A 25,833-nucleotide genomic window follows, 5' to 3' on the forward strand; every position below is an offset into this window, starting at 1 on the left:
GCTCCTTTCGTCTTAGGGGTACCCAGGACGAACGGCCGGAAGACCTCGAGTCCACACTCCCTTTCATGGTGCGTCTGATCTACCCGGATGGCCCCGGCGACACTCGCCTCGACGACTTCCGTGATCTGTCCACTGCGGACCGTAGGCCCGACCGTCCCGGTGGTCGCGGCCTCGTGATCGCGGAGGGCACGGTGGTGGTACGGCGGCTCGTGGAATCGGCGTATCCGGTGCGCGCGGTGCTCGGAGTGGAGCGCCGGATCCAGGAGCTGGCGCCCGATCTGCCCGCGGTGCCCGCCTATGTCACCTCGGCGGAGGTAATGGCCGAAGTGGTCGGATTTCACCTGAACCGCGGTGTGCTTGCGGTTGCCGACCGGGCGCCGCAGCCCTCCGCCGAGGAGATCCTGGCGCGCTCGCGGGTGGTGGCGGTGCTGGAAGGTGTGGGAGACCACGAGAATCTGGGTGCCCTGTTCCGCAACGCGGCGGCACTCGGGGTCGGCGGCGTTCTGCTCGGGGCGGGCTGCGCCGATCCGTTGTACCGGCGCAGTGTTCGCGTTTCGATGGGCAACGTGCTGCGGGTGCCGTTCACGTTACTCCAGCCGTGGCCGGACGGCCTCGATCTGCTGCGGGAACACGGTTTCCGGATCGCGGCGCTGACCCCGCGCGCGGGCGCGGCGCCGCTGCGTTCGGTCGGACCAGGCAAGGTGGCGGTGCTCCTGGGCTCGGAAGGGCCCGGCCTGACGCCCGCCGCACTGGCCGCCGCGGATCTGGCCGTGCGGATCCCGATGTCGGCGGGGGTCGATTCGCTCAACATCGCCACGGCGGCCGCCATCACGTTCTACGAACTCGCGGGGCGGTAAATTGGCAACGATCTCGTCGGGGCGAGTTTCAAACGTGACGTTTCACACAGCTGTGAGGCGGGGGCGCCCGGCGTAGCCATGGGTCCGGGGCGGCACCCGTGTTCCGGACGACTGTCGGGGAGGCATGCGTGGAGTTGCGGGTCCGCGGGGAGCGCGCCGTGCTCAAGGGACGCGGTACCGCGCACGCGCGCGAGATCGATCCGCACAGCCTGGCGATCGGCGTGGAACTGTCCGACGCGCTGCACGAGTGGGCCAGGGTCGCGGCGGCGGTGCGGCGCGCCCAGGACAACGGCGAGCCCGGGCAGGCCGCCGCGGTCGTGTCGCGGCGGGGGCAGCAGCTCGCGGTGCAGGTGGCGGACGCGATGGGCACGCTGGTGTACTACGTCGACCCGGTCACCGACGAGACGCTCGTGGTTTCGCCGCCGCCAAGACAGGAGCCGGAGCCCACGCTGGCTCGCCGCCTGTTCGGCACCGCCGAGTTTGGGGACGAGCCGACCCCCTGGGGCACCGGCCTGGTCGTCGCCGGATTCGTCGCGGCGGTCGTGATCACCGCGATGCTCGCGCTCACCGTCGCGCTGGCCGCGGAGGTCAGCGGCTGGCTGGTGGTGGTGGCCGCCCTCGTGGTCACCGGGGGCATGGCGCCCTCGCTGTGGCTGGCCCGGCGGCTGCCGATCGTCCGCTGGATCGCGCTCGGCGCGACCGCCGGCATCGCCCTCTCCTGGTTCGGCGTCCTCGCCGTCGCCTTCTGACCCGCGCCCGCGAGTCGGGCTTTCGCGCCGGGCGAGTCGGGCCTTGGTGACGTGCGAGTTGGGCTTTCGTGTCGCGTGAGTTGCCCGTTTCTGCTGGGCGAGTTCCACGCTCGCGGATGTCAGCGCGGCAACCGGGCGGTCAGCGTCTTTGGCGCCACCACCCGGTACGCCTCGGTCACGATCTCGCCGATCTCGGCCCAGTCGGTCGGGACGTCCAGCCGCACACCGAGCCAGCCGCGGTGCCCGACATAGGGCGGCCGAAAGAAGCGGTCCGGCTCCTCTTCCACCATCGCCTCCTGCGCGCCCGGCGGTGCCGCACACCAGAAGGCCAGCCGGTCGTCGTGATGGTGATCGGCATACATCACGAACGTCTTCTTGCCCCGCACGAGCCAGGTGGGCTCGCCGTGGCTGAGTCGCTCGGTCACCTCCGGCAACGCGAGGCAGAGCCGGCGCAGTGACTCGAGCGGTTCGTCGGCCATGACGCATTATCGCGCGTAGGCCGCGGATGCAGAACTCGCACGCGACAATGTGGGACTTGCGCGCCGAAACCTGGACTCGCGTGCCACGAAACCTGGACTCGCCCATCACCAAACCTGGACTCGCGTGCCACGAAAGCCGGACTCGCGTGTCACGAAAGCCGGACTCGAGCGTGGCGAGGGTGGGACTCGCGGGTCAGCCGCGTTGGGAGCGGACGCCGAGGAGGACGTCTTCCCAGGCGGGGACCGCCGGGTGGGCCTTCTTGGCCTTCGGCTTCGGTTTCGGGGCGGGCTTGGGAGCGGGGGCCGGGGGCTCCTCGGGTGCCGGCGTGGCCGCGGCGGCGGGTTCCTCGGCCGGGGGCGGTTCGGGCGCGGCCGGTGGCGCGGGCTGCTCGACCGTCTCGGGTTCGACCGCGCGGAGGGTCCGCGGGACGCGGTTCGGGTCGAGCAGGTCTTCGGCGTGCTCGTCGAGGGTGGCGACCGTGCCACCGTGCGCGCCCGGCGAGAACGACCAGTGCGCGCTGTTGTCGGACCGGCCCGTGCGCCAGCGCAGCACGACGACCCACTTGCCGTCCTCGCCCTTCCAGGAGTCCCATTCCGCCTGGGTGTAGTCCTGGCCGCGCACGCCGAAGGCATACGCGACCACCTCGCTCAGCGTCCGCACGTCCGGGCCGTCCTCCCGCACCGGGTGCGCGTGCTGCGCCAGGTCCGCGGTCCGGGAGCGTTCGAGCAGCACCGGGTAGGCGAACCGCTCGACGCGCTGCGCGGGAATCCCGGCGGCCGCGGCCACCTGCTCGACCGACTCCCCCGCGCGGATGCGGGCCTGAATCTCGCGTGGTCGCATCTGGCTCTCCGTCTCGATTTCGATCTGACCGAGCCGGGCTACGTCCCCCCTCGCGGCCGCCCGCAGTCTTTCGTCCGCAGGCAGCAGAAAACGTTCGCCGCGCGCCGGGTCTTCGCACACGATGGACTTACCGTCCTCGTGCAGCCCGACAACCCTCAGCGCTCGCATTTTCGCCGCCTCCTGACATCACCGTATGGATGCTCAACGGTAGAACGGCGCGTCGGCTTGACGTGGGAGGCGCGCCGATACCAAGTGCGAGAAATTGCCGGATGCGGTCATTCAGGCCGGCCCCTCTCCACCACCGCCCGCGACGTCAGGTGCGGCGCTAGCCGGCCAGCCGCTCCACGACCCATTCGACGCAGCTGATCAGCGCCGTCACGTCACCCGGCTCGATGGCCGGGAACATGCCGACCCGCAACTGGTTGCGGCCGAGCTTCCGGTACGGCTCCACGTCGACGATTCCGTTGGCGCGCAAGATCTTCGCCACCGCGGAAGCGTCCACCTCGTCGACGAAGTCGATGGTGCCGACGACCTGCGAGCGCAGCGCCGGATCCTTCACGAACGGCACCGTGTAGCTGGTCTCCTCGGCCCATTCGTAGAGCCGGTCGGAGGAGTCCTTCGTGCGCGCGACCGTCCAGTCGAGGCCGCCGTTGCCCAGCATCCACTCGATCTGGTCGACCAGCAGGAACAGCGTGGCGACGGCGGGGGTGTTGTACGTCTGGTCCTTGCGCGAGTTGTCGAGCGCCGTGGTCAGCGACAGGAACTCCGGGACCCAGCGGTCGCTCGCGCCGATCTCGCCGATCCGCTCGATGGCCGCGGGGGACATCAGCGCCAGCCACAGCCCACCGTCGGAGGCGAAGCTTTTCTGCGGCGCGAAGTAGTAGACGTCGAAGTCCTCGGCCTTGACCGGCAGCCCACCGGCACCCGACGTCGCGTCGATCGCGACCAGCGCGCCTTCGCTGCCCACCGGCCGCCGGACCGGCACCGCGACACCGGTGGAAGTCTCGTTGTGTGCCCAGCCGACGAGGTCCGCACCGGGCTCGTAGGCGATTTCCGGGGCGCTGCCCGGCTCGGCCTTGACGACGACCGGGTCGGCCAGGAACGGCGCGCCCTTGGTGACCGTGGCGAACTTCGAGGAGAACTCGCCGTAGGTGAAGTGCTGGGCGCGCTCGCGCACCAGACCGAAGGCGGCGGCGTCCCAGAACGCGGTGGTGCCGCCGTTGCCGAGCACGACCTCGTAGCCCTCGGGCAGCCCGAACAGCTCGGTCAGTCCCGCGCGCACCCGCCCGACCAGGGACTTCACCGGCTTCTGCCGGTGGGAGGTGCCCAGGTAGGCGGCTCCCTCGGAGGCCAGGTTGGCGAGCTGCCGCGCCCGGACCTTGGAGGGTCCGCAGCCGAAGCGGCCGTCCGATGGCTTGAGTTCAGCGGGGATCGTCAGCTCGGTCATGGCCCCAAGTGTCGCAGGCTCGTTTTCCCCTCCGCACCCCGGTTGTGCGATTTCACCGCCAGCCCGTGTCGTCGACTCCACCGGGGATCGGGGCGGACGGGTCGTAGGGGGTGCGGGTGAAGATGAACGTCGCCAGGTCCAGGTAGTGCGGGGTGCCGTCGGCGGTGCGCCCGACCCGCAGGGTCTCGCCCGCGTAGTAGCCGTCGAGGCCGAGCCATTTGTCCTTGCCGAGCGAGCGGAACCGGGAGGCGCGGCCGTTGTCGACCGGGGACAGGTCGAGCATGCCTCCGGGAATCAGGCGCAGGTGATAGGGCGTCGGTCCCCAGTGCCACAGGCCGGTCAGCTCCAGCAGGCCCAGGTCCACCTCACCGGGCTGCCATTCGGCAGGCAGCCTCGGCTCTCGCTCGTCGGCGATCGAGATCAGGTCGACGGTCAGCGCCATGATCGCGGGCCCGGACGTGGTGTTGGCCAGCGCGAGCGCGCCGGTGCCGGTGTTCTCGTCGACCAGTGTGCAGGCCAGGAAGCCCGGCATCGACCCGCTGTGCCCGGCGAGCCGTTTGCCGTTGTGCCGGAGGAGTTGGAAGCCGAGGCCGTAGCCGGCGGTCCACGCGTCGGCGTCGTCGACCGTCGCGACCGCGCGCATCTCCGCGACCGTGTCGGGGTGCAGGACCTCACGGGTGTCGCCGCCGACGAAGGCGGTCCAGCGGGCGAGGTCGTTGACGGTGGACCACAGCTGCCCGGCGGGCGCCATCGCGCCGGCGTCCGGGGTGGGTTCGGGAAGCAGCACGTCGGCGAAGGGGTGGACCGCCCAGCCGAGTGCGTGCCGTCCTTCGGGGTGTGGGGTGGTCCGGGTCATCCCCAGCGGGGTGAGGATTTCCTCGCGCAGCGCGTCGAGCCAGCGCATGCCGCGCTGGCGGGCGACCAGTTCGCCGAGTACGCCGTAACCGACATTCGAGTAGTGGAACCGGCTGCCGGGCCGGTTTTTGATCGTTTCCGGGGTGAGGCTCGCCTCGAATGCGGGCCAGTCGCCGCCGGGGCTGCGTTCCCACCAGGATCCGGGCGACTCGGCGGTCAGGCCACCGGTGTGCGAGAGCAGTTGCGCGATGGTCGACGAGCCGAAGGCGGTGCCGGGCAGGTGCTTGTCGAGCGGCTCGTTGAGGTCGAGCCTGCCCTCGTCTCGCAGCCGCATGACGAGCGTGGCGACCAGCGACTTGGTGATCGAGCCGAGGCGGTACTGGGTGTCGTTGTCCGGGAGTTCACCGTCGATTCGGCCCCGCGCGCCCGACCAGGCCAGCTCGCCGTCCCGTACCACGGCGGCGACGAGTGAAGGCACGCGTTTGGCCGACTGTTCCGTGGCGAGCCGGCTGAGCAAGGAGGTGTCGGTGCTTGCCAACATGCGGACATCTTGTCAGTGGTCAGGGAGACACGCGCGTCCGATGGTCAGAGCAACCCGAGGGACATGGCGGTGGTCACCGCGGCCGTGCGGTCGGACACGTCGAGCTTGGCGAACATCCGCAGCAGGTGGGTCTTCACGGTCGCTTCGCTGATGTGCAGGGCGCGGCCGATGTCGGCGTTCGTGTGCCCCTGTGCGACCAGCCGGAGCACCTCGGTCTCCCGCGCCGACAGGGCCTGGGGAGCGGGGTTGCGCACCCGCCGGACCAGCTTGCCCGCCACCGACGGCGCCAGCACGGTCTCGCCCCGCGCGGCCGCCCTGATCGCACCGGACAGTTCGGCGCGCGTGGCGTCCTTGAGGAGATAACCGGCCGCGCCCGCCTCCACCGCGCGCAGGATGTCGGCGTCGGTTTCGTATGTGGTCAGCACGACCACCCGGCGCTCCGGCGTCTCGGCGAGGATCTTCCGCGTCGCCCCGACTCCGTCCAGCCCAGGCATCCTCAGGTCCATCAGGATCACGTCCGGCCGCTTGGCCCGGTTCTGCGCGACCGCCTCGTCGCCGGAGGACGCCTCGCCGACGACGGTCAAATCCGGCTCGGTTTCGAGCATCCCGCGCAGTCCCTCGCGGACCACCGGATGGTCGTCCACCAGCAGCACGGCGATCACACCGGCACCTGAACGGTCACCGTCGTCCCTGGTCCGGTTCGGACACTCATCGCGCCGCCCACCTGCCTTGCCCGCTTCCGCATGCCATCAAGGCCGAAGCCCGGTGCCGGGCGGGCCGGGTCGAACCCGCCACCGTCGTCGGCGATCACCAGGCGCACCGACGAATTCCGGGCGGACAGGTCCAGCGAAACGTGCCCGGCCTTCGCGTGCTTGCGGATGTTGGACAGCGCTTCCTGGGTCGCGCGGAGCAGGACCACCTCGGTCACGGTCGGCAGGGCGGGCAGGGGTTCGGGAATCCGGCAGGTGACCGTTATCCCGGTTTCCTCGGACAGTTGTGCGGCCTGCCTGCGCACCGCTTCCTCCAGGGTTCCGGTGGCCAGCGCGGACGGCGTGAGCGTGGCGACCATCGCCCTCGCCTCCGCCAGGTTCTCCCTGGCCGTGCGGGCGGCCAGATCGAAGTGCCTGCGCGCGGCGGCCGGATCACTGTCCAATTCGGACTCGACAGCCTGCAGCAGGGCGACGATGCTGGTGAAGCCCTGGGCCAGGGTGTCGTGGATCTCGCGGGCCAGCCGCTCGCGTTCGGCGGAGATGCCCGCCTCGCGCGAGAGCTTGGCGACCTGCGCCCGGCTGGCCTCCAGCTGTCCGATCAACTCGGCGCGTTCCTGGCTCTGCCGCAGCACGCGCCCGAACCAGGTGCCGACGCAGATACTGAACAGGACCAGGATCGCGGTCATCGGCAGCAGGATGCGCAAGGACGGGTCGCCGATGCCGGATCGCAGAAGCACTGCCACCGGCGGCAGCAGGACCGCCAGCGCCGCCAGGAGCCGGCGCACCGACGTCGGAGCGGCCATGGACAGGATGGGGCATCCGGCGAACAGCGCGAACCCCGCCACGGAGTCGGCCAGGATCGCCACCCCCAGCAGCACCAGCACCGCCACCGAGAAGGCCACCTCATGACGGCCTTCCAACGCCGCGCGCATGAAGAAGGCGTAGATGACGGCGATGGCGGTCAGCGTCCCCACACTGACCAGCCGCTCGGCCGGCAGCCCCTCGTCCCTGGTCAGGATCAGCCAGACGGTGAAGGCGTAGTCGAGGGCGAAGAACAGGTGCCAGAGCCAGAACCAGTGCTGCCACGCGTCCGGTTCGGCTACCGGTTGTCCGTCCACCGGAACGTCGACCGGGACAACACGAGTCCCGCCACGACCCACGCGCCCAGCACGAGCGAGACCTTCCCCAGTTCCCATGTGCCCGCCATCTCGTATGCCGCCATCGAATCCGGCAGGAACACCGAGCGGAAGCCCTGGCAGATCCACTTGAGCGGGAAGAAGGACGCCACGTAGACCATAGTGGCGGGTAGTGCCGTGATGGGGGTGACGAACACGCCCGAGATGAACTGGAAACCCACGTAGAGCAGGTTCATGACGGCTGTGGCGCCGTTCGGCGAGCGCGCCGCCGAGCTGGCCGCGATGCCGAGCAGCGCGCAACTGGTGGTCGCCAGCACGAACACCCAGGCGAAGGTCAGCCACTTCTCCGGCGACGTGGGCAGGTGCAGACCGAGCAGCAGGGTGCCGACGACCAGCAGCAGCGCCACCTCCGCCAGGCTGGAGACCACGACCAGGACGATCTTGCCGAGGAAGTAGGCACCGGCCGGGATCGGCGTGCCGCGCAGCCGTTTCAGCGTGCCGTCCTCACGGTCGAACACGATCGCCGTGCCCATGCTGACGAACGACGTGGACACGATGCCCGACCCGACCATGCTCGCGGCGAACACCTGGGCCGCGGTCACGCCGGTGTCGGCGAAGCTGTGACCGAAGATCGAGCCGAGCAACGCCAGCAGGAGGGCGGGCAGGGCGAAGGTGAAGGCGACGGCCTCCCGTTGCCGGAAGAACTTCCGGAGCTCCACCCCGCCCTGAGCCAGGCCGAGGGTGAGCGTGCCGGGCAGGGCGGCGGCGGTCATTCCTGCCCTCCGATCAGGCTCAGGTAGACGTCTTCGAGGCTCGGGCGGGTCACGGTCAGCTCGGCGAGTTCTCGACCCTCGGCCAGTTGCGTGATGAATTTCGTGGGGAACTGTGTGCGTTCCTCGTGCAGGCCGTCATCGTCGCGCCAGCGGACCATCGCCTCCCCGCGGGTGCGGTCACCGAGGTCGGCCGGGGTGCCTTCGGCGACGATCCGGCCCCGCGCGAGCACCGCGACCCGGTCGGCGAGCGCCTCGGCCTCGTCGAGGTAGTGCGTGGTGAGCAGGATCGTGGTGCCCTCGCGGGCGAGACCGGAGACCAGCTGCCAGAACTGGCGGCGGGCCTCGGGGTCGAAACCGGTGGTCGGCTCGTCGAGGAACAGCAGCTCAGGCCGGCCGATGATGCCGAGCGCGACGTCGAGCCGCCTGCGCTGACCGCCGGACAGTGACCGGATGCGGGCACCGGCCTTCTCGGCGAGCCCAACCTGCTCGACGACTTCGTCCGGGTCGCGCGGGTTCGGGTAGGCGCGGGCGAAATGCCGCACGCTTTCCGCGACGGTCAACTGGGCCGCGTCATTGACGGTCTGCAGCACGACGCCGATCCGGGCGCGCCAGGCGCGTCCCGCCGTGCCCGGGTCCTCGCCGAGCACCTCGGCGTGGCCCGCCGTCCGCTTCCGCTGGCCCTCCAGGATTTCCACCGTGGTCGTCTTGCCCGCGCCGTTCGGGCCGAGCAGGGCGAACACCTCACCGGACTGGATTTCGAGATCCACCTCGTGGACCGCGACCTGGCCGGGATATTCCTTGCGCAGGCCGCGAACTCTGACCGCCGGGGTTTTCACGCCTGCTCCTTGTGGTCGCCTTGATCACCGCGACTCGACGCAAGGGGTTTCATGCCGAAATAGTGCAGTGGACGCCCCGTCATCGGGGACGTCCACTGCACTGAATCGTCGTGTCCGTCGAACGGTGGACACTAGAAGCCAGGGCGGACCTCGTCCCAGCCCTCGACCTCTTCGGGCTTGCGCGGGCCCGGTCCGACGTACTTCGCCGACGGCCGCACCAGCCGGCCGGTCCGCTTCTGCTCGAGGATGTGCGCGGCCCAGCCGGCGGTACGGGCCGAGCTGAACATCGCCGGCATCATGTGCGGCGGAACCTGCGCGAAGTCCAGGATCACCGCGGCCCAGAACTCCACGTTGGTTTCGATCGGGTGGTCCGGACGGCGTTCCCGCAGCTCGTTCAGCGCGGCCTGCTCCAGCGCCGCGGCGACCTCGTAGCGTTCCGCGCCGAGTTCCTTGCAGGTGCGGCGAAGCACGCGGGCGCGCGGGTCTTCGGCCCGGTACACCCGGTGCCCGAAGCCCATCAGGCGTTCCTTACGGTCGAGGATGCCCTTGACCAGCTTCGCCGCGTCACCGGTGCGCTCGACCTCCTCGATCATCGGGAGCACGCGGGCCGGGGCGCCGCCGTGCAGCGGACCGGACATCGCGCCGATCGCGCCGGAGAGCGCGGCGGCCACGTCGGCGCCGGTCGAGGCGATGACACGGGCGGTGAAGGTGGAGGCGTTGAGGCCGTGTTCAGCGGCCGAGACCCAGTACGCGTCCACGGCCTTGACGTGCGCCGGGTCCGGCTCGCCGCGCCAGCGGACCATGAAGCGCTCGGTGATCGTGGTCGCCTCGTCGATGCGGGCCTGCGGCACCGCCGGGATGCCGATGCCGCGGGCGGACTGGGCCACGTAGGACAGTGCCATCACGGACGCGCGGGCGAGCTGCTCGCGTGCTTCGGCGTCGGTGATGTCCAGGACCGGCCGGTAGCCCCAGATCGGCGCGAGCATGGCCAGCGCCGCCTGGACGTCCACCCGGACGTCACCGGTGTGCACCGGCAGCGGGAACGGCTCGGCGGGCGGCAGGCCGTGGCCGAACCGGCCGTCCACGAGCAGGCCCCATACGTCGCCGAAGCTGACCTTCCCCGCCAGGTCCTCGATGTCGACGCCCCGGTAACGCAGGGCGCCCCCGGCCCGGTCCGGCTCGGCGATTTCGGTACGGAACGCGACCACACCCTCCAGACCCGGCCGGAAACCGTCGTCCTGCGTGGTCGGTTGGGTGTTCGCAACAGGCGCTGAGGTAGTCACTTTGGAGACCTTTCGATGCGCGTTCCCCGGTATTTGCCCGTGTTACGTGCGAGTGACACGCGGGACGCGCACCGTCGCACTGATAGCCCAAAGAGTGCCCCTCTTACGGGCGGGCAACAAGCGAAAGATGCGGTGGTTTCGGTCACGATTACGAGAACGATCCAGTCGTGGAGCGGCCCAAACGTGTAAATCCTGTGTTGCGCCGTCGCGTGGATGGGCACGCGTGGTGATATGACCTACGGCATGCACCTGAGCCCCCAGGAAGTCGACAAGCTGCTCATTCACGTCGCCGCCGACGTTGCCCGGCGGCGGCTGGAGCGCGGGGTGCGGCTCAACTATCCGGAGGCCGTGGCACTCGTCACCGACCACGTGCTGGAGGGCGCCCGGGACGGGAAGTCCGTTTCGGACCTGGTGGCCGGCGGGCGCGGCGTGCTCTCGCGCGAGCAGGTGCTCGACGGGGTGCCGGAGATGGTCGACTCGGTGCAGGTCGAGGCCACCTTCCCGGACGGCACGAAGCTCGTCACGGTGCACGACCCGATCGTGTGAGGCTGGGGCACCGCAAGGTCGTGTTCGAGCGCAAGGTCGCCGACAGGTAGGAGGCATGCATGCGTCCTGGAGAGATCATCCCCGCCGACGAGCCCGTCGAGTTGAACCCCGGCAGGCCACGGGTGCGGCTGCGCGTGGTCAACACCGGTGACCGGCCGGTGCAGGTCGGCTCGCACTATCACTTTCCGCAGGCCAACCCGGCGCTCGAGTTCGACCGGGAAGCGGCCCGCGGGCACCGGCTGGACATCCCCGCGGGGACGTCGGTGCGCTTCGAGCCAGGGGTCGAACGGGAGGTCGAACTGGTACCGCTGGCCGGTCGTCGGGCCGTCCCAGGTCTGCGAAGGGGGCCTGGAGGCATGCCCCCAGCGGGGGTCTCGGGGCCCCGGGCAGGAACGGAGTCCTAGTGGACCGTGAGCGTTATGTCGAGCTTTTCGGGCCGACGGTCGGCGACCGGATCCGGCTCGCCGACACCGACCTGCTCATCGAGGTCACCGAGGACCGCAGCATGGGCGTGGGCGCCGGCGACGAGGTGATCTTCGGCGGCGGCAAGGTGATCCGTGAGTCGATGGGCCAGGGCATGGCCACCCGTGCCGAAGGCGCGCCGGATCTGGTGCTCACCGGGGCCGTCGTCCTGGACCACTGGGGGGTGGTCAAGGCCGACGTCGGCGTCCGGGAGGGCCGGATCGTCGGCATCGGCAAGGCCGGCAACCCGGACACCATGGACGGGGTGGATCCCGCGCTGGTGATCGGTCCCGCCACCGAGGTGCTGTCCGGCAACGGGAAGATCCTCACCGCGGGCGGCATCGACTGCCACGTCCACTTCATCTGTCCACAGCTTGTGGATACCGCGCTGGCCTCCGGACTGACCACGCTGGTCGGCGGGGGCACCGGGCCGGCCGAGGGGAGTAAGGCCACCACGGTCACGCCGGGCGCGTGGAACCTGGGTCGCATGCTGCGCGCGATGGACGCGATGCCGGTCAACGTCCTGTTGCTGGGCAAGGGAAACACGGTCCGGCACGAGGCGTTGCGGGAGCAGTTCGAGGCCGGCGCGGGTGGTCTGAAGCTGCACGAGGACTGGGGCTCGACCCCCGCGGCCATCGACGCGGCGCTGACCGTGGCCGGCGAGTACGGCGGACAGGTCGCCATCCACACCGACACCCTCAACGAGGCCGGCTTCGTCGAGTCCACAGTGGATGCGATCGGCGGCCGGTCGATCAACGCCTACCACACCGAGGGCGCCGGTGGCGGGCACGCGCCGGACATCATCAAGGTGGTCGGGCTGCCCAACGTGCTGCCCTCGTCCACCAACCCGACCCGCCCGCACACCGCGAACACCCTCGACGAGCACCTCGACATGCTCATCGTCTGTCACCATCTCAATCCGTCGGTGCCGGAGGACCTGGCGTTCGCCGAAAGCCGGATCCGGCCGACCACGATCGCCGCCGAGGACGTGCTGCACGACCTCGGCGCGATTTCCATGATCAGTTCGGATTCGCAGGCGATGGGCCGCATCGGCGAGGTGATCATCCGGACCTGGCAGACCGCGCACGTGATGAAGCGCCGCCGTGGGGCGCTGCCCGGTGACGGCCCGGCGGACAACCTGCGGGCACGGCGTTATGTCGCCAAATACACCATCAACCCGGCGATCTCGCACGGCATGGCGGACGAGATCGGCTCGGTCGAGGTCGGCAAGCTCGCCGACCTGGTGTTGTGGGAGCCGAAGTTCTTCGGGGTCAAGCCGCATGTCGTGCTGAAGGGCGGGTTCCCCGTGTGGGCGGCGATGGGCGACGCGAACGCCTCGATCCCGACCCCGCAGCCGGTGCTGGCCCGGCCGATGTTCGGCGCCCAGCCGTCGGTGGCCGTGGCGTCCAGCCTGCACTTCGTGACGGAGGCCGCCATCAGGGCGGGCCTGGCGGACAAGCTCAAGGTGGGCCGGGAACTGGCGGCGGTCGCCGACACGCGGTCGGTCACGAAGACCGACATGGTGCTCAACGACGCGCTGCCCGACGTCCAGGTGGATCCGGACAGCTTTGCCGTGCACGTGGACGGGGAACTGATCGAGCCACAGCCGGTGCGTGAGCTGCCCATGGCGCAACGGTACTTCCTGTTCTGATGCACGTGGTTTCGCTGCTGCTGGCCGACTCCCGCTTCCCCGGCGGTGCCCACATCCATTCCGGCGGGTTGGAGGAGGCCGTCGCCCGCAAGCTCGTCACGGCGGAGCGGGACCTTCCCGGGTTCCTGCACGGGCGCCTGTGGACGGCCGGGTCGCCGGCTGCCTGCTTCGCCGCCGCGTCCGCGCACGCCGCGGCTCGCTCTGTCCACAAAGGATATTGGTCACGGCTCGACGCCGAACTGGACGCGCGCACGCCGTCGTTCGCGCAGCGGGAAGCCTCACGCGCGCAGGGTCGGGGTACCGCCCGGGCGGGCAGGGTCGCGTGGCGTTCGCCGGTGATCGCCGACCTGCTCGCCGTGACGGCACGACCCCACCACCCCGTGATCACCGGCGCGCTCGCCGGGGTGGCCGGGGGGACGCCGCGCGACGCCGCGCTGGCCGTGGCCTACCTGGCGATCAGCGGACCGGCGAGCGCGGCCGTGCGGTTGCTCGGCTTCGACCCGCTCACGGTGAACGGGATGGTGGCGGCACTGGGTCCGGAACTCGAAGCGGTCGCCGACGCGGCGGCCGCGGTCGCGGGCGTGGATCCGGCGGAACTGCCCGGCACCGGAGCACCCGCACTGGACCTGCTCGCCGAAGCGCATCTGCGCCAGCACAAGGAAGAGGTGCGTCTCTTTGCCAGCTAACCACGGGCACGGTCACGTGCACCCGGTCAACTTCGACCCGACCGTGTCCGAGCCGGATCGTTACCAGCCTTCGGCCGCCGAGGGCCGCGCGTACCGGATCGGCATCGGCGGTCCCGTCGGCAGCGGGAAGACCGCGCTCGTCGCCGCGCTGTGCCGGGCGCTGGGCAGTGAACTGAACCTCGCGGTGGTCACCAACGACATCTACACCACGGAGGACGCCGACTTCCTGCGCAGGGCGGGAGTGCTGGACGTCGACCGGATCGAGGCGGTGCAGACGGGTGCGTGCCCGCACACCGCGATCCGGGACGACATCACCGCGAACCTCGACGCCGTGGAGCGGCTGGAGGAGCGGTTCCCCGGGCTGGAACTGGTGATCATCGAAAGTGGCGGGGACAACCTCACCGCGGTGTTCAGCCGGGGACTCGCGGACAGCCAGATCTTCGTCGTGGACGTGGCGGGCGGGGACAAGGTGCCGCGCAAAGGTGGTCCCGGCGTCACCACCGCCGATCTGCTGGTGATCAACAAGGTCGACATCGCGCACCTCGTCGGCGCGGATCTCGGCGTGATGACCTCGGACGCGCACCGGATGCGCGGCGACCTCCCGGTCATCGCCCAGTCCCTTGTGGACACTCCGGACGCGCCCGGGGTCGCCGCCTGGGTACGGAAGCAGCTCTGTCCGTGAGGGCGCGGGCCCTTGTCGTCGCCGAGTGCCGGGACGGGCGGACGGTGCTGCGGGAGCTCCGTTCGATGTCGCCGCTCACGCTTGTCCCCAAACGTGGTTCGAACACGGTGCACCTGGTCAACTCGGCCTCGGCGCCGCTGGGCGGGGACGAGCTGACGCTCAGCGTCCGGGTCGGCGCCGGCGCCCGGCTGCGGCTGGCCGGGGTGGCGGCGACCCTCGCGCTGCCGGGTCCCCGCGCGGGTGGCAGCGTGTCTACTGTGGACATCGAGGTCGGGTCCGGGGGTGCGCTGGAGTACCTGCCGGAGCCGACCGTGATCACCGCGCGTGCGCGGCACACCGCCGAGCTGGTCGCGTCGCTGGCCCCGGACGCGCGGCTGCGCGCCCGCGAAGTGCTCGTGCTGGGTCGTTCGGGCGAAAGTCCGGGGCGGCTGCGGACCACGCAACGGATCGTCCGGGCCGGCGTGCCGCTGCTGCACCAGACGTTGTCGATCGGAGATCCCGCGGTGGACCGCAGTCTCGCGCACCTCGCGGGCCGCCGCGTCCTGGCCACCGAGTTGCTGGTCTGGGGCGACGACGGCAAGGAACCGGTTTCCGGTGACTGGTGGTCGTTGACCCCGTTGGCCGCCGGGGGCTCCCTGATCACGTCGCTGGCGACCGACGCGATCGTCGCCGAGCGGGATCTCGACCACGCCCGTGACCTGCACCCCGGCTGGTCCTTGCTCGCACGCGGCGAACGCGACCCTCGCGCGACGGGCGTGTCGTGTCTCACCGTTCGGCGGGTTTCGCCACCGGATGATAGGCCCTAACGTCGGCAGTTACCCACCAATCATCCGCGGAGGTCAGGGGACATGACGGAAGTCGGCAACATCGACGACGTAACGGTACGCCTGCCGGGCATGCGGGTGGCCTACGAGGGAGACTCCCTCGACGAAGCCGACCTCGCCGCGACCTGGACCGAGCAGCTGCAGAAATGGCTGAACGAGGCCATCGCCGCGGGGGTCGCCGAGCCGAACGCGATGGTGCTGGCCACCGCCGACCCCGAGGGCCGGCCGTCGTCGCGGACGGTGCTGTGCAAGGGCCTCGACGACCGGGGCGTGGTCCTGTACACCAACTACACGTCGGCGAAGAGCCACGACCTGACCGTCACCCGGTACGCCTCGGTGACCTTTCCCTGGTACCCGCTGCACCGGCAGGTCAACGTGCGCGGTGAGGTGGAGAAGGTCAACGTGAAGGAGACGGCCGAATACTGGGCCTCCCGGCCACGTGGCTCGCAACTGGGGGCGTGGGCTTCGCCGCAGTCGCAGGTGGTGGAGAGCCGCCGGGACCTCGACAACGCGCTCGCCTCGATCGAACGCCGGTTCGCCGGCGTCGAGCAGGTGCCGTTCCCACCGCACTGGGGCGGCTGGCGCATCCGGCCCGATGTGGTCGAGTTCTGGCAGGGACAGCAGAACCGCCTGCACGACCGTCTTCGCTACGTGCGGACCCACGACGGCTGGCGCATCGAGCGCGTGGCGCCGTAGACGTAAATCACGCGCGGAAGGTTAGTTAGCGCGGCTAAACTGGCGGGCTGTGAGTGTTGAGGCGGGGACCCGGCGTAGAAGATCCGTCGTCATCGACAGAGAACCGTTGCGGGTGCCCGCCTTCCGGCGCCTGTGGGTGGGCACCGCGGTCACCGGGATCGGTAGCCAGCTCACCACCGTCGCGGTTCCCAAGCAGGTCTTCGACCTCACCGGGTCGTCCGGCTACGTGGGACTCTCGGGCGCCGTCGCGCTCGTCCCGCTGCTGATCTTCGGACTGTGGGGCGGTGCCATCGCCGACACCGTGGACCGGCGGAAGCTGCTTCTCTTCGGCAACGCCGGGATCGCCACGGTGTCGGCACTGCTGTGGCTGCAAGCCTGGCTCGACGTCGGCTCGGTCTGGCTCGTGCTCGCGCTGCTCGCCTTCAACCAGGCGTTCTTCGCGATCAACATGCCCACTCGCAGCGCGATCGTAGCCCGCCTCGTCGCGCCCGAACTGCTCCCCGCGGCCACCGCGCTGAGCGGCACGATGAGCATGTTCGGCACGGTGTTCGGGCCGATGGCCGCCGGTGCGCTGCTCCCGGTGCTCGGCCTGCCGGCCCTTTACCTGGTCGACACCATCGCGTTGCTGCTCGCGCTGTACACGGTGTGGCGCCTGCCCGCCATGCCCCCGCTGTCCGGCCAGGTCCGCGCCGCCGGGCTTCGCGACGTGCTGGACGGGTTCCGGTACATGGCCACCCAGAAGGTGCTGCTCGCGTCGTTCGTCGTCGACATCATCGCGATGGTCGCCGGCATGCCGCGGGCGCTGTTCCCCGAGATGGCCGAACGAACCTTCGGCGACCCGCACGGTGGCGGCCTCGCGCTGGGCTGGTTGTTCGCCGCGATCCCGATCGGCTCGGTGCTGATCGGCCTGTTCTCCGGCTGGCTGGGGCGAATCCGGCGGCAGGGCGCGGCCGTGGTCGTGGCGATCTGTGTCTGGGGCCTGGCGGTCGTCGGGTTCGGGCTGGCCGGATCGCTCTGGCTGGCCGTGGTGTTCCTCGTGCTGGGTGGCGCGGCGGACATGGTCAGCGCGATCTACCGCCAGTCGATCCTGCAGGCGGCCGCGACCGACGAGATGCGCGGCCGGATGCAGGGCGCCTTCACGGTGGTCGTGGCGGGAGGCCCGCGGATCGCCGACGTCACGCACGGCTGGACCGCGGCGGCGGTGGGCACGACCGCGGCGGCCACCGGTGGTGGGTTGCTGACGATCGTGCTGATCATGGTCGCCGTCGCGCTGCTGCCGGCATTCTGGCGGTATCGCGCCGCGGCGGTCAAATAACGTCGATTCGGCTACGAGCGGATGCCGGATGCGGCACCATGTCCCGCATGGTCGACAACGGTATCTCCGTCGACACGGCGGACCTGGCGCGCTACCGGGAGCGCGCGGGCGCGCTCTCGGACGAGATCGTGGGCGCCGCCAAGAACCACCTGGCCGGGAACCTTTCGCTGCCCGGCGACCTGTTCGGCGACCTCGGCCACGCGGTGCACACCGCCAAGGCCGAGCCGTTGCTCGGCGTCTTCCGGCCGTCGGCATAGGGAGGGCCATGGAGTTCGGCACGATCGTCGGGAAGGCCAGCGTGGACGGCGTCACCGTCGAGGTCGGGGTCGGCGGGCGGCCGCGGTCGGTCGAGGTGAGCCCGCGGGCCATGCGGTACGGGGCCGCGCAACTGGCGAGGATGGTGGTCGCCGTCGCCGCACATGCCACGGCGAAGGCGAACCACCGCGCCCACCAGCTCTACGGTGACCGGGTCATCGACGGGCTCGGGCTGACCTACGACCCCGCCCTGATCGAGGACGATTTCGACCAGGACTGGACCCGAGGGTGAACCAGCGGCGAACCACCGACCGGCTGGTCGCCGATGTCGACGAGCGGCTTCGGTTGACCGAGCGGCTTCCCCAGCGCCTGGCGGGAATTCAGGGCTGGGCGCACGACGGCGACGACAACGTCGCGGTGACCGTGGATGTGCACGGCGCGTTGCGGGACCTTCGGCTGGCGGAGTCGGCGCTGGCGCTCGGTCCGGAAGGGCTCGGCAGGCAGATCGTCGAACTGGCCCATCAGGCTCAGCAGACGGCCCTGGCGGAAGGCGTCAACGTGCTGGGCGACGTGCTGGGGGACGCGGCCGCGCTCGACATGCTCCGCTCCGCGGGGCTCGCGGACCGGATCGACCCCGACGCCGAGGTCGTCCCTTACCCGCCCGGGGTCGACCCCAAACGCGCACCGGTGGCGTGTCATCGGTTGAGTTCGTGCGGGTCGTGTGCGGAAAACACCGTGACGTCGTGACGGCGGATCAGTTCCCGTAGCCGTTGCTGGTTTTCCACGCGCGGTTTCTTGACGGTTTGTACCCGGGATTCGAAGAACTTCAGCCCTGGCGGGCAGTAGGGGCGATGCGGGTGCATTTCCCCGTGGAAGAAATAGGCGTCGCCGGCGTGTAGTAGCCGGCCATCGGGTGACTCGATCGCGATTCCCGCGTGTCCCGGGGTGTGTCCGGCCAGGGGGACCAGCAGGATCTCGGGCGGCAGCCCGTCCAGTTCGCGGACCGCCTCGAAACCGAACCAGGGTTCGCCGGAATCCGCATAGGACTTCCATTGTGGACCGTGCGCGAACTGCACGGGGCGGTACCGGAAGCGCTTCCCGGGAGTGGGCGGTGACTGCAGCGCGTGTAGTTCCTCGGCGTACACGTGCACGGCCGCGTGCGGGAAGTCGACAAGCCCACCCGCGTGGTCGAGGTCGAGGTGGGTGAGCACGATATGGCGCACGTCCTCGGGCGCGTACCCGAGCCGTTTCACCTGCTGCACGGCGGTTTCCTCGAGGCTGGTGCGCACGCCCACCAGCCGGACGAACCGTTTGCCCAACCATTCCTCGGGGCGATCGACGCTGGGTGAGCCCATGCCCGTCTCGATGAGCACGAGTTCCGAGCCGGTTTCCACGAGCAGGCAGTGACAGATCAACTCCGCCCGGCGCAGGGGAGAGCCGTGCCCGCCGACCAGCCGCCCGCCGAACGGACGCATGGTGCCGCAATTGAGGTGGTGCACCTTCACGAGAATTCCTTCCGCAGGTGTTGGGTGACCGCCTGAAGCGGAGCGAGGTCGCGGTTGACCTTCGCCAGCAGCAGGGCGCCTTCGATGGCGCTGAGGGCGACCACGCTCAACGCGCCGGCCCGTTCGCCGTCGATTCCTTGTGTCACCAGGTATTCGGCGATGATCCGTTGCCACGACGAGTAGCTTTCGGCGCAGGACTGGCGGATCGGCTCGCTGCCCGTGGCGTCCATCGCGACACCCGCGATCGGGCAGCCGCGCCGGAAGTCCGATTCAATGAGGTTCCGGGCAAGTGCGCTGATCACGGATTCGATCGCCGCCGAGGGATCCGGGGCCGCGTGGAGGAGTTGCCGCAACAGCTCACCGAGCCGCGCGCCCGAAACCTCGAGCGCTTCGGCCGCCAACTGCTCCTTTCCGCCGGGGAAGTGGAAATACAGCGAGCCCTTCGGCGCGCCGCCGGCCGTGACCAGTTGGTTCAGGCCGGTGGCGTGGTAGCCCTGGGTGTGGAAGAGGTCCGCAGCGGAGTCCAGCATGCGCTGGCGGGTGTCGGTTCGGCGAGCCATGGAAAGCACTACTGTAGCGAAACTATGACGACTGGTCTAGTTAGTCTCGTTTTATGGCTTCGGCACACCCCATCGGCCAGTATGTGCCCATGTCCGATCTTGAATTCGTAGCGCTATCCGGCAGCCATCGGGCGGAAGTGGCGGGGGCGGAGTTCGTGGGGGAACTCTGCGCCGACGAGCTCGTGTCGGCGACGCTGATCCTCCGGCGGCGCGCGGCGCTTGTTCCCGTGCCCGGTACGCTGACGCCCGGGGAACTCGCCGAACGCCACGGCGCACATCCGGCCGACATCGCCAGGGTGAAGGACGTGCTGGGGGACCTCGAGATCACCGAGGTACACCCCGCGTCTCGCCGGATCATGGTGCGCGGTCCGGTGCCGGAGATGACCGGCCTGTTCGGCACCGAGTTGAGCATGGTGCGGGGCAAGGATCCGGTGACTGGCCGTTCGATCGTGCATCGGGCGCGGTCCGGTGAGTTGCGCATCCCGGCCGCGCTCGAGGGTGTCGTGCTGGCCGTGCTCGGCCTGGACAACCGGCCCCAGGCCCGCGCGTATTTCAAACGGCACGACAGCGCCGCCCGCGGGACGTCGTACCGGCCGGACAAGCTGGCCAACGTCTACCGCTTCCCGCCCGAAACGGACGGGGAGGGGCAGACCATCGCGGTCCTGGAACTGGGCGGCGGTTTCCGGCAGTCCGAACTGGACACTTATTTCCGGGACATGGGCATCGAGAGCCCTTCGGTCACCTCGGTCGGGGTCGACGACGGAAGCAATTCGCCCACCGGAGATCCGAATTCGGCCGACGGCGAGGTGCTGCTCGATATCGAGGTGGCGGGCGCCCTCGCGCCCAAGGCTCGCCAGGTGGTCTATTTCGCGCCGAACACCGACCAGGGTTTCGTGGACGCGCTCAGTACCGCCGTGCATGCCACCCCGACCCCGGTCGCGGTGAGCATCAGCTGGGGGCAGTCCGAGGACCAGTGGACGGAGCAGGCGCGGGCCGCTTTCGACGCCGCACTGGCGGACGCCGTGGCTCTCGGCATCACGGTCACCGTGGCGGCCGGTGACAACGGCAGTGGTGACGCGCAGAACGACGGCAAACCGCACGCGGACTTCCCGGCCAGCAGCCCGCACGCCCTCGCCTGCGGGGGCACGACCCTGAAGACCGACGGGGCCGGCGAGGTGACGTCGGAAACCGTGTGGAACAACGGAACCAGCGGGGGCGCGACCGGCGGCGGGGTCAGCGCGCACTTCGCCCTGCCGGACTACCAGCGGGATGCCGGCGTGCCGGCGCGGGCGGACGGTACCACCGGGCGCGGCGTGCCCGACGTCGCGGCCGATGCCGATCCCGCCACCGGGTACCAGATCCTGGTGGACGGGCAGCAGGTCGTGCTCGGCGGGACGAGCGCGGTCGCGCCGCTGTGGGCCGCGCTGGTGGCCCGGCTGACCCAGGCGCTGGGCGGGCCGCTCGGTCCCCTGCACGCCCGGCTCTACTCCGGTGTGCGACCGGGCCAGGAGCAGCCCGGATTCTTGGACGTCACGAGCGGTCACAACGGCGGTTACGCGGCGGGCCCCGGCTGGGACGCGTGCACGGGACTCGGCGTCCCGGACGGCGAGGACCTGCTGGCGGTGCTCAAGCCCGCGAGCGAGAACTCGGCCTGACGACGCCGCCTGTCTCCTGCCACGACCCTTGATGGGGGTGCTTTGCGTCGCGGATAGTCCCGCCCGTCTCCTGCCACCACCCTCAACGGAGGTGCTTCGCGTCGCGGATACATTGCTGGTATGGCGAATCCCACCGGAGAGCAGTTCGAGATCACCCGCGGCGGCGCCCGGGCCGTGGTCACCGAGATCGGCGCGGGCCTGCGGGCCTTCGAGATCGGCGGTGTGCCCTATCTCGAAACCTTCGACGCCGATGCCGAGCCCCCGAAGGGAGCCGGGCAGGTGCTGCTGCCGTGGCCGAACCGCACGAAGGCCGCACAGTGGACGTACCAGGGAGAGAAGCAGGAACTCGAGGTCACCGAGCCTTCGCGGGGCAACGCCATCCACGGCCTGACGCGGCACAGGGAGTGGACGCTGGTCGAGCACGCCGAGTCGGCGATCACCTTCGAGATCGAGGTCGAGGCGCAGCCGGGCTGGCCGGTCCCGCTGCACGCCCGCATCACCTACGACCTGGCCCCGCGCGAGCTGACCGTGACGCACGAGATCCGTAACGAGGGCGAGTCCGAGATCGGCGTCGGCGTGGGGACCCACCCCTACTTCCGCATCGGTGACCTGCCGGCCGACGAGCTGACGTTGACGCTGTCGGCGACCCGCGTCCGTCCCTACCTGGCCGAGGCGCAGTTGCCCTACGCCGACGAGCAGGACGTCGACGGCACCGAGTACGACTTTCGTGCCGGTCGCCTGCTCGCCGGGGTCGACCTCGACACGGCGTTCGGCGGTCTGGTCGCTTCCGAGGACGGGCGTCACCACCACGTGCTCTCCCACGGCGAGAAGCGCGTGGATGTGTGGACCGGCCCGGACTTCCGGTGGGTTCAGGTGTTCACCCCCGGGGAGCTGGTCGGCCGGGGCCGCGCGATCGCGATCGAGCCGATGACCTGTCCCGCCGACGCGCTGAACTCCCGCACCGACCTGATCAACCTGGCGCCCGGCACCTCGTGGGCCGGAAGCTGGGGCGTCCACGTGACCCCCTGACCGCGAGTCGGCGCCAACTTGCGTGCCGCCGTTCGCGAGTCCCCCGTTCGCGGCGCGCGAGTCGCCCGTTCGCGGCGTGCGAGTTCCACCTTCGGCGCGCACGAGTTCGGCGTTCGCGGCTCGCGGGTTCGCCGACGGGTGATCGTAAGGCCGGACTCGCGCGTTGCGGAAGTTGGACTCGCGTGTTGCGGAAGCTGGACTCGCGTGTTGCGGAAGCTGGACTCGCGTGTTGCGGAAGTTGGACTCGCGTGTTGCGGAAGTTGGACTCGCGTGTTGCGGAAGCCCGACTCGCCTGTCGTGAAAGCCCGACTCGCGAATGGGGGCGGCAAGTTGCCGGCATGTTGCGGGCGGGGCGCCTGGGGAGGCCGCGATCCGTTAGCGTGTCGGGTCATGGCGAGCGCGATTGTCGGTGGTTATGTGGTGCCGGTCGATGGGGACCCGATCGACGGCGGAACGGTGCTCATCGAGGACGGCAGGATCATCGCGGTCGGCACGGACGCCGGCGTGGACATCCCCGAGGACGCGGAGCTGATCGACGCGGCGGGCGCCTGGGTCCTGCCTGGTTTCGTGGACGCGCACACGCATCTCGGCGTGCACGAAGAGGGCGAAGGCTGGGCCGGCAACGACACGAACGAAAAGACCGATCCGAACGGCGCCCGGTTCCGCGCGATCGACGGTATCGACCCCTTCGACGTCGGCTTCGACGACGCACTCTCCGGCGGGGTCACCAGCGTGGTGATCAAACCGGGCTCGGCCAATCCGATCGGCGGGCAGACGGTCGCGGTGAAGACCTGGGGCCGCACCGCGCTCGACGCCGTGTTCGCCGAGCAGGTCAGCGTCAAGAGCGCGCTGGGCGAGAACCCGAAGCGGATCTACGGCGACAAGAACCAGACCCCGTCGACCCGCCTCGGCGTGGCCGCGGTCATCCGCGAGGCGTTCACCAGGGCCCGGAACTACGTGGCGCAGCGCGACCACGCGCGGTCCGAAGGCAAACCGTTCGACGTCGACCTCACCCTCGAGACCCTGGCCAAGGTGCTCGACGGCGACCTGTACTGGGACCAGCACACGCACCGGGCCGACGACATCGTGACCTCGATCCGGCTCGCCGAGGAGTTCGGCTACAAGCTGGTGGTCAACCACGGCACCGAGGGGCATCTGATCGCCGACGTGCTGGCCGAGCACGGCATCCCGGTCATCCTCGGCCCGCTGTTCACCACCCGGGCGAAGGTCGAGTTGCGGCACCGCACGCTCCGTTCGGCCGGCATCCTCCACCGCGCGGGCGTGCGGGTCGCGATCACCACCGACCACCCGGTGGTGCCGATCAACTTCCTCGTGTACCAGGCGGCCTTGGCGGTCAAGGAAGGCTTGGAGCCGGACGCCGCGCTCCGTGCCCTTACCGTCAACCCGGCGCGCATGCTGGGCCTGGGCGACCGGGTCGGCGCGTTGAAGGAGGGGCTGGACGCCGACATCGTCATCTGGTCCGGTGACCCGTTGGACGTGATGAACCGGGCGCTCCGGGTGTTCGTCCGCGGTCGTGAGGTCTACCGCTTCGACGAGTCCCGCGGCGAGGGCGTGGTCGCCGACCGCCGCTATCGCGAGTAGCAGCCCTTCAGCTCTCGGGCGATGACCAGGCGCTGGATCTGGTTGGTGCCCTCGAAGATCTGGGAAACCTTGGCCTCACGCATGTAGCGTTCGACCGGGAAGTCGCGGGTGTATCCCGCGCCGCCGAGGACCTGGACCGCGTCCGTGGTGACCTTCATGGCGGCGTCGGTCGCGACGAGCTTCGCGATCGACGCCTGCCGCCGGAACGACATGCCGCGGTCCCGCCTGCGGGCGGCGTCGAGGTAGGTGGCGCGGGCGGACTCCACCGCGGCGGCCATGTCGGCGAGGAGGAACTCCAGGCCCTGGAACTCGATGATGGGCCTGCCGAACTGGGTCCGTCCCCTGGCGTACACGACCGCTTCGTCGAGCGCGGCCTGTGCCAGACCGACCGCGCAGGCGGCGATCCCGAGCCGTCCGGAGTCCAAAGAGGACAGCGCGATGCGGAGCCCGGCGCCCTCCGGGCCGATCCGCCGGTCCGCGTGCACGCGGGCGTCGGCGAACAGCAACTGGGCCGTGGTGGACCCGGTCAGCCCCATCTTCCGCTCCGGCCGCCCGGCGGAAAGGCCCGGCGTGGCACCGTCGATCAACAGGCACGAGATGTCCTCGTCGCTCGTGCGGACCATGGTCGTGTAGAAGTCGGCCGCGCCGGCGTGGGTGATCCACGCCTTCGTCCCGTTGACCACGTACTCGTCGCCCTCACGCCGGGCGCGCGTGGACAGCGAGGCCGCGTCGGAACCTGCGTGCGGCTCGGACAGCGCGTACGCGCCGAGCAGTTCGCCCTCCAGCATCGCCGGCAGCCAGCGGTCGCGCTGCTCGTCCGTGCCGTGGCGGGCCAGGGCGAAGCACGACATGGTGTGTACCGAAAGCCCGACCCCGACCGACATCCACCCGGCCGCGATCTCCTCCAGGACCTGCAGGTACACCTCGTAGGACAGGTCGCCGCCGCCCCAGCGCTCCAGGTACGGCAGCCCGAGCAGGCCCGCCTTGCCCAGCACCCGGAACTGTTCCCGGGGAAACCGCCCGGCTTCCTCGTATCCGGCCGCGAGCGGGGCGAGCTCTTCGCGGGCCAGTTCGGCGGCCAGCGCGAGCAGATCGCGCGACTGGACATCCGGCAGCAACCGTTCGACCGCCATGGCAACCTCCCCAGCTGAGTGTACTGCTAATAGTACTGTAGGTCTGAATGCAGTACAGCACTTACGGTGTCCCGATGGCCCAACGCGTTCCCCTGCGAGCTCCCCGAGACAGGCAGCTCACCGACCGGCAGCGCGTGCTGCTCGCCGAGTTGGAGGAGTTGTTCCTCGCCGAGGGCTTCGTCTCCTTCACGCTGGACGACCTGGCGGCGAAGATGCGCTGCTCGAAGTCCACGCTCTACGCGCTCGCGCCGAGTAAGGAACAGCTCGCCGTCCGTGTGGTGGCGCGGTTCTTCAAGGGCGCCGCCGAGCTGCTGGAGCAGCGGATCGCCGGGCTCACCGACGCGCGCGAGATCATCGGCGAGTACCTGGCCGGGATCTCGGCGTACCTGAACCGCGCCTCGGCCGGTTTCATGCGCGACATCAACGACTTCGCCCCGGCGCGGGCGGCCTACGAGCTCAACAGCCGCGCGGCGGCCGCGCGCATCCGGTCGTTCATCAAGCAGGGTGTCGAGGACGGGGTGTTCCGGGAGGTGCACGCCACGCTGATCGCCGAGATGGCGGGATTGCTCGTGGAGGGCATCCAGGCCGGGGTGGTGGGAGCGCGGGCCGGGGTCTCCGACGCCGAAGCCTTCACGGCGCTCTCGGAGCTGCTCTTGGGTGGACTGGCTTCGAGGAGCGGCTCGGTTGAGCGGACGGTGGGGGACGGGCGAGCGGGATAGCATCTC

General features: G+C 70.2%; 29 protein-coding genes. 17 read left to right on the plus strand and 12 right to left on the minus strand.

Annotated elements, in window-relative coordinates; all coding sequences use genetic code 11:
• Window positions 1-65: 65 nt before the first annotated feature.
• Both VJT49_RS08790 and VJT49_RS08795 read left to right on the plus strand, forming a co-directional pair.
• Window positions 66-857, plus strand: coding sequence for an RNA methyltransferase (locus VJT49_RS08790; protein WP_324164221.1), 792 nt, complete (start codon window positions 66-68; stop codon window positions 855-857).
• A 128-nt stretch (window positions 858-985) separates the two neighbouring features.
• Window positions 986-1,606: a DUF2537 domain-containing protein gene (locus tag VJT49_RS08795; RefSeq protein ID WP_324164222.1), complete on the plus strand. Its 621-nt coding sequence runs from the start codon at window positions 986-988 to the stop codon at window positions 1,604-1,606.
• Window positions 1,607-1,725: 119 nt separating this feature from the next.
• On the opposite strand, the gene VJT49_RS08800 is transcribed toward VJT49_RS08795, so the two are convergent.
• The 9 genes from VJT49_RS08800 to VJT49_RS08840 all read right to left on the minus strand — a co-directional run bounded on the left by VJT49_RS08800 (window position 1,726) and on the right by VJT49_RS08840 (window position 10,507).
• A complete protein-coding gene (locus tag VJT49_RS08800) occupies window positions 1,726-2,085 on the minus strand; it encodes an MmcQ/YjbR family DNA-binding protein (protein WP_324164223.1) in 360 nt (119 codons plus the stop codon).
• 193 nt (window positions 2,086-2,278) lie between these two features.
• On the minus strand, window positions 2,279-3,094 hold the full coding sequence (gene sepH, locus VJT49_RS08805; protein WP_324164224.1) for a septation protein SepH: 816 nt from the start codon (window positions 3,092-3,094) through the stop codon (window positions 2,279-2,281).
• Window positions 3,095-3,251: 157 nt separating this feature from the next.
• Entirely contained in the window at window positions 3,252-4,373 is a 1,122-nt protein-coding gene (gene serC / locus VJT49_RS08810) for a phosphoserine transaminase (RefSeq protein ID WP_324164225.1), read from the minus strand.
• Between the two features lie 52 nt (window positions 4,374-4,425).
• Window positions 4,426-5,769, minus strand: coding sequence for a serine hydrolase domain-containing protein (locus VJT49_RS08815; RefSeq protein WP_324164226.1), 1,344 nt, complete (start codon window positions 5,767-5,769; stop codon window positions 4,426-4,428).
• 44 nt (window positions 5,770-5,813) lie between these two features.
• Window positions 5,814-6,431, minus strand: a complete 618-nt coding sequence (locus VJT49_RS08820; protein ID WP_324164227.1) for a response regulator transcription factor — start codon at window positions 6,429-6,431, stop codon at window positions 5,814-5,816.
• Complete coding sequence (locus VJT49_RS08825) at window positions 6,428-7,597, minus strand: sensor histidine kinase (protein WP_324164229.1); 1,170 nt, start codon at window positions 7,595-7,597, stop codon at window positions 6,428-6,430. The genes VJT49_RS08820 and VJT49_RS08825 overlap by 4 nt, the downstream gene beginning before the upstream one ends.
• On the minus strand, window positions 7,579-8,388 hold the full coding sequence (locus tag VJT49_RS08830; RefSeq protein WP_324164230.1) for an ABC transporter permease: 810 nt from the start codon (window positions 8,386-8,388) through the stop codon (window positions 7,579-7,581). Before VJT49_RS08830 ends, VJT49_RS08825 begins: the two co-directional genes overlap by 19 nt.
• Window positions 8,385-9,224 (minus strand): ABC transporter ATP-binding protein, encoded by an 840-nt coding sequence (locus tag VJT49_RS08835; protein ID WP_324164231.1) that lies wholly within the window; start codon window positions 9,222-9,224, stop codon window positions 8,385-8,387. Before VJT49_RS08835 ends, VJT49_RS08830 begins: the two co-directional genes overlap by 4 nt.
• A gap of 131 nt (window positions 9,225-9,355) precedes the next feature.
• Window positions 9,356-10,507: a citrate synthase 2 gene (locus tag VJT49_RS08840; RefSeq protein ID WP_324164232.1), complete on the minus strand. Its 1,152-nt coding sequence runs from the start codon at window positions 10,505-10,507 to the stop codon at window positions 9,356-9,358.
• A 243-nt stretch (window positions 10,508-10,750) separates the two neighbouring features.
• Between VJT49_RS08840 and VJT49_RS08845 the strand changes: the two genes are divergently transcribed.
• From VJT49_RS08845 to VJT49_RS08895, 11 genes are read left to right on the plus strand one after another with little or no spacing between them, the layout of a single operon-like run.
• Window positions 10,751-11,053 carry an urease subunit gamma gene (locus VJT49_RS08845; RefSeq protein WP_324164287.1) on the plus strand — a complete coding sequence of 101 codons (303 nt, stop codon included), beginning with the start codon at window positions 10,751-10,753 and terminating at the stop codon, window positions 11,051-11,053.
• 59 nt (window positions 11,054-11,112) lie between these two features.
• A complete protein-coding gene (locus VJT49_RS08850; RefSeq protein WP_324164233.1) occupies window positions 11,113-11,457 on the plus strand; it encodes an urease subunit beta in 345 nt (114 codons plus the stop codon).
• A complete protein-coding gene (locus VJT49_RS08855; protein ID WP_324164234.1) occupies window positions 11,457-13,166 on the plus strand; it encodes an urease subunit alpha in 1,710 nt (569 codons plus the stop codon). The genes VJT49_RS08850 and VJT49_RS08855 overlap by 1 nt, the downstream gene beginning before the upstream one ends.
• Entirely contained in the window at window positions 13,166-13,852 is a 687-nt protein-coding gene (locus tag VJT49_RS08860; protein WP_324164235.1) for an urease accessory protein UreF, read from the plus strand. The genes VJT49_RS08855 and VJT49_RS08860 overlap by 1 nt, the downstream gene beginning before the upstream one ends.
• Complete coding sequence (gene ureG / locus VJT49_RS08865) at window positions 13,842-14,534, plus strand: urease accessory protein UreG (protein ID WP_324164237.1); 693 nt, start codon at window positions 13,842-13,844, stop codon at window positions 14,532-14,534. Before VJT49_RS08860 ends, ureG begins: the two co-directional genes overlap by 11 nt.
• A complete protein-coding gene (locus VJT49_RS08870; protein WP_324164238.1) occupies window positions 14,531-15,340 on the plus strand; it encodes an urease accessory protein UreD in 810 nt (269 codons plus the stop codon). The genes ureG and VJT49_RS08870 overlap by 4 nt, the downstream gene beginning before the upstream one ends.
• Window positions 15,341-15,382: 42 nt before the next feature.
• Entirely contained in the window at window positions 15,383-16,054 is a 672-nt protein-coding gene (gene pdxH / locus VJT49_RS08875) for a pyridoxamine 5'-phosphate oxidase (protein WP_324164239.1), read from the plus strand.
• A gap of 49 nt (window positions 16,055-16,103) precedes the next feature.
• On the plus strand, window positions 16,104-17,369 hold the full coding sequence (locus VJT49_RS08880) for an MFS transporter (protein ID WP_324164240.1): 1,266 nt from the start codon (window positions 16,104-16,106) through the stop codon (window positions 17,367-17,369).
• Window positions 17,370-17,416: 47 nt separating this feature from the next.
• Window positions 17,417-17,626 (plus strand): hypothetical protein, encoded by a 210-nt coding sequence (locus VJT49_RS08885; protein ID WP_324164241.1) that lies wholly within the window; start codon window positions 17,417-17,419, stop codon window positions 17,624-17,626.
• An 8-nt stretch (window positions 17,627-17,634) separates the two neighbouring features.
• A complete protein-coding gene (locus tag VJT49_RS08890) occupies window positions 17,635-17,916 on the plus strand; it encodes a hypothetical protein (protein ID WP_324164242.1) in 282 nt (93 codons plus the stop codon).
• On the plus strand, window positions 17,913-18,371 hold the full coding sequence (locus tag VJT49_RS08895; protein WP_324164243.1) for a hypothetical protein: 459 nt from the start codon (window positions 17,913-17,915) through the stop codon (window positions 18,369-18,371). The genes VJT49_RS08890 and VJT49_RS08895 overlap by 4 nt, the downstream gene beginning before the upstream one ends.
• On the opposite strand, the gene VJT49_RS08900 is transcribed toward VJT49_RS08895, so the two are convergent.
• Together VJT49_RS08900 and VJT49_RS08905 are read right to left on the minus strand one after the other, a co-directional pair.
• Window positions 18,320-19,129 carry an MBL fold metallo-hydrolase gene (locus VJT49_RS08900; RefSeq protein WP_324164244.1) on the minus strand — a complete coding sequence of 270 codons (810 nt, stop codon included), beginning with the start codon at window positions 19,127-19,129 and terminating at the stop codon, window positions 18,320-18,322. The two genes, VJT49_RS08895 and VJT49_RS08900, sit on opposite strands and share 52 nt — an antisense overlap.
• Entirely contained in the window at window positions 19,126-19,689 is a 564-nt protein-coding gene (locus VJT49_RS08905) for a TetR/AcrR family transcriptional regulator (RefSeq protein ID WP_324164245.1), read from the minus strand. Before VJT49_RS08905 ends, VJT49_RS08900 begins: the two co-directional genes overlap by 4 nt.
• Window positions 19,690-19,778: 89 nt before the next feature.
• On the opposite strand from VJT49_RS08905, the gene VJT49_RS08910 reads away from it, so the two are divergent.
• The 3 genes from VJT49_RS08910 (at window position 19,779) to VJT49_RS08920 (ending at window position 23,975) form a co-directional block, all read left to right on the plus strand.
• Window positions 19,779-21,344 (plus strand): S53 family peptidase, encoded by a 1,566-nt coding sequence (locus VJT49_RS08910; protein ID WP_324164246.1) that lies wholly within the window; start codon window positions 19,779-19,781, stop codon window positions 21,342-21,344.
• Between the two features lie 120 nt (window positions 21,345-21,464).
• Window positions 21,465-22,373 (plus strand): aldose 1-epimerase family protein, encoded by a 909-nt coding sequence (locus tag VJT49_RS08915; RefSeq protein ID WP_324164247.1) that lies wholly within the window; start codon window positions 21,465-21,467, stop codon window positions 22,371-22,373.
• Between the two features lie 390 nt (window positions 22,374-22,763).
• Window positions 22,764-23,975, plus strand: coding sequence for an amidohydrolase (locus VJT49_RS08920; protein ID WP_324164248.1), 1,212 nt, complete (start codon window positions 22,764-22,766; stop codon window positions 23,973-23,975).
• On the opposite strand, the gene VJT49_RS08925 is transcribed toward VJT49_RS08920, so the two are convergent.
• Complete coding sequence (locus VJT49_RS08925) at window positions 23,963-25,108, minus strand: acyl-CoA dehydrogenase family protein (protein WP_324164249.1); 1,146 nt, start codon at window positions 25,106-25,108, stop codon at window positions 23,963-23,965. The two genes, VJT49_RS08920 and VJT49_RS08925, sit on opposite strands and share 13 nt — an antisense overlap.
• 74 nt (window positions 25,109-25,182) lie before the next feature.
• Here VJT49_RS08925 and VJT49_RS08930 point away from each other — a divergent pair, with 74 nt between their 5' ends.
• Entirely contained in the window at window positions 25,183-25,827 is a 645-nt protein-coding gene (locus VJT49_RS08930; RefSeq protein WP_324164250.1) for a TetR/AcrR family transcriptional regulator, read from the plus strand.
• The last annotated feature ends 6 nt before the right edge of the window (window positions 25,828-25,833 follow it).

It is taken from the genome of Amycolatopsis sp. (genome assembly GCF_035276945.1).
In the GTDB taxonomy this organism is placed as follows: domain Bacteria; phylum Actinomycetota; class Actinomycetes; order Mycobacteriales; family Pseudonocardiaceae; genus Amycolatopsis_E.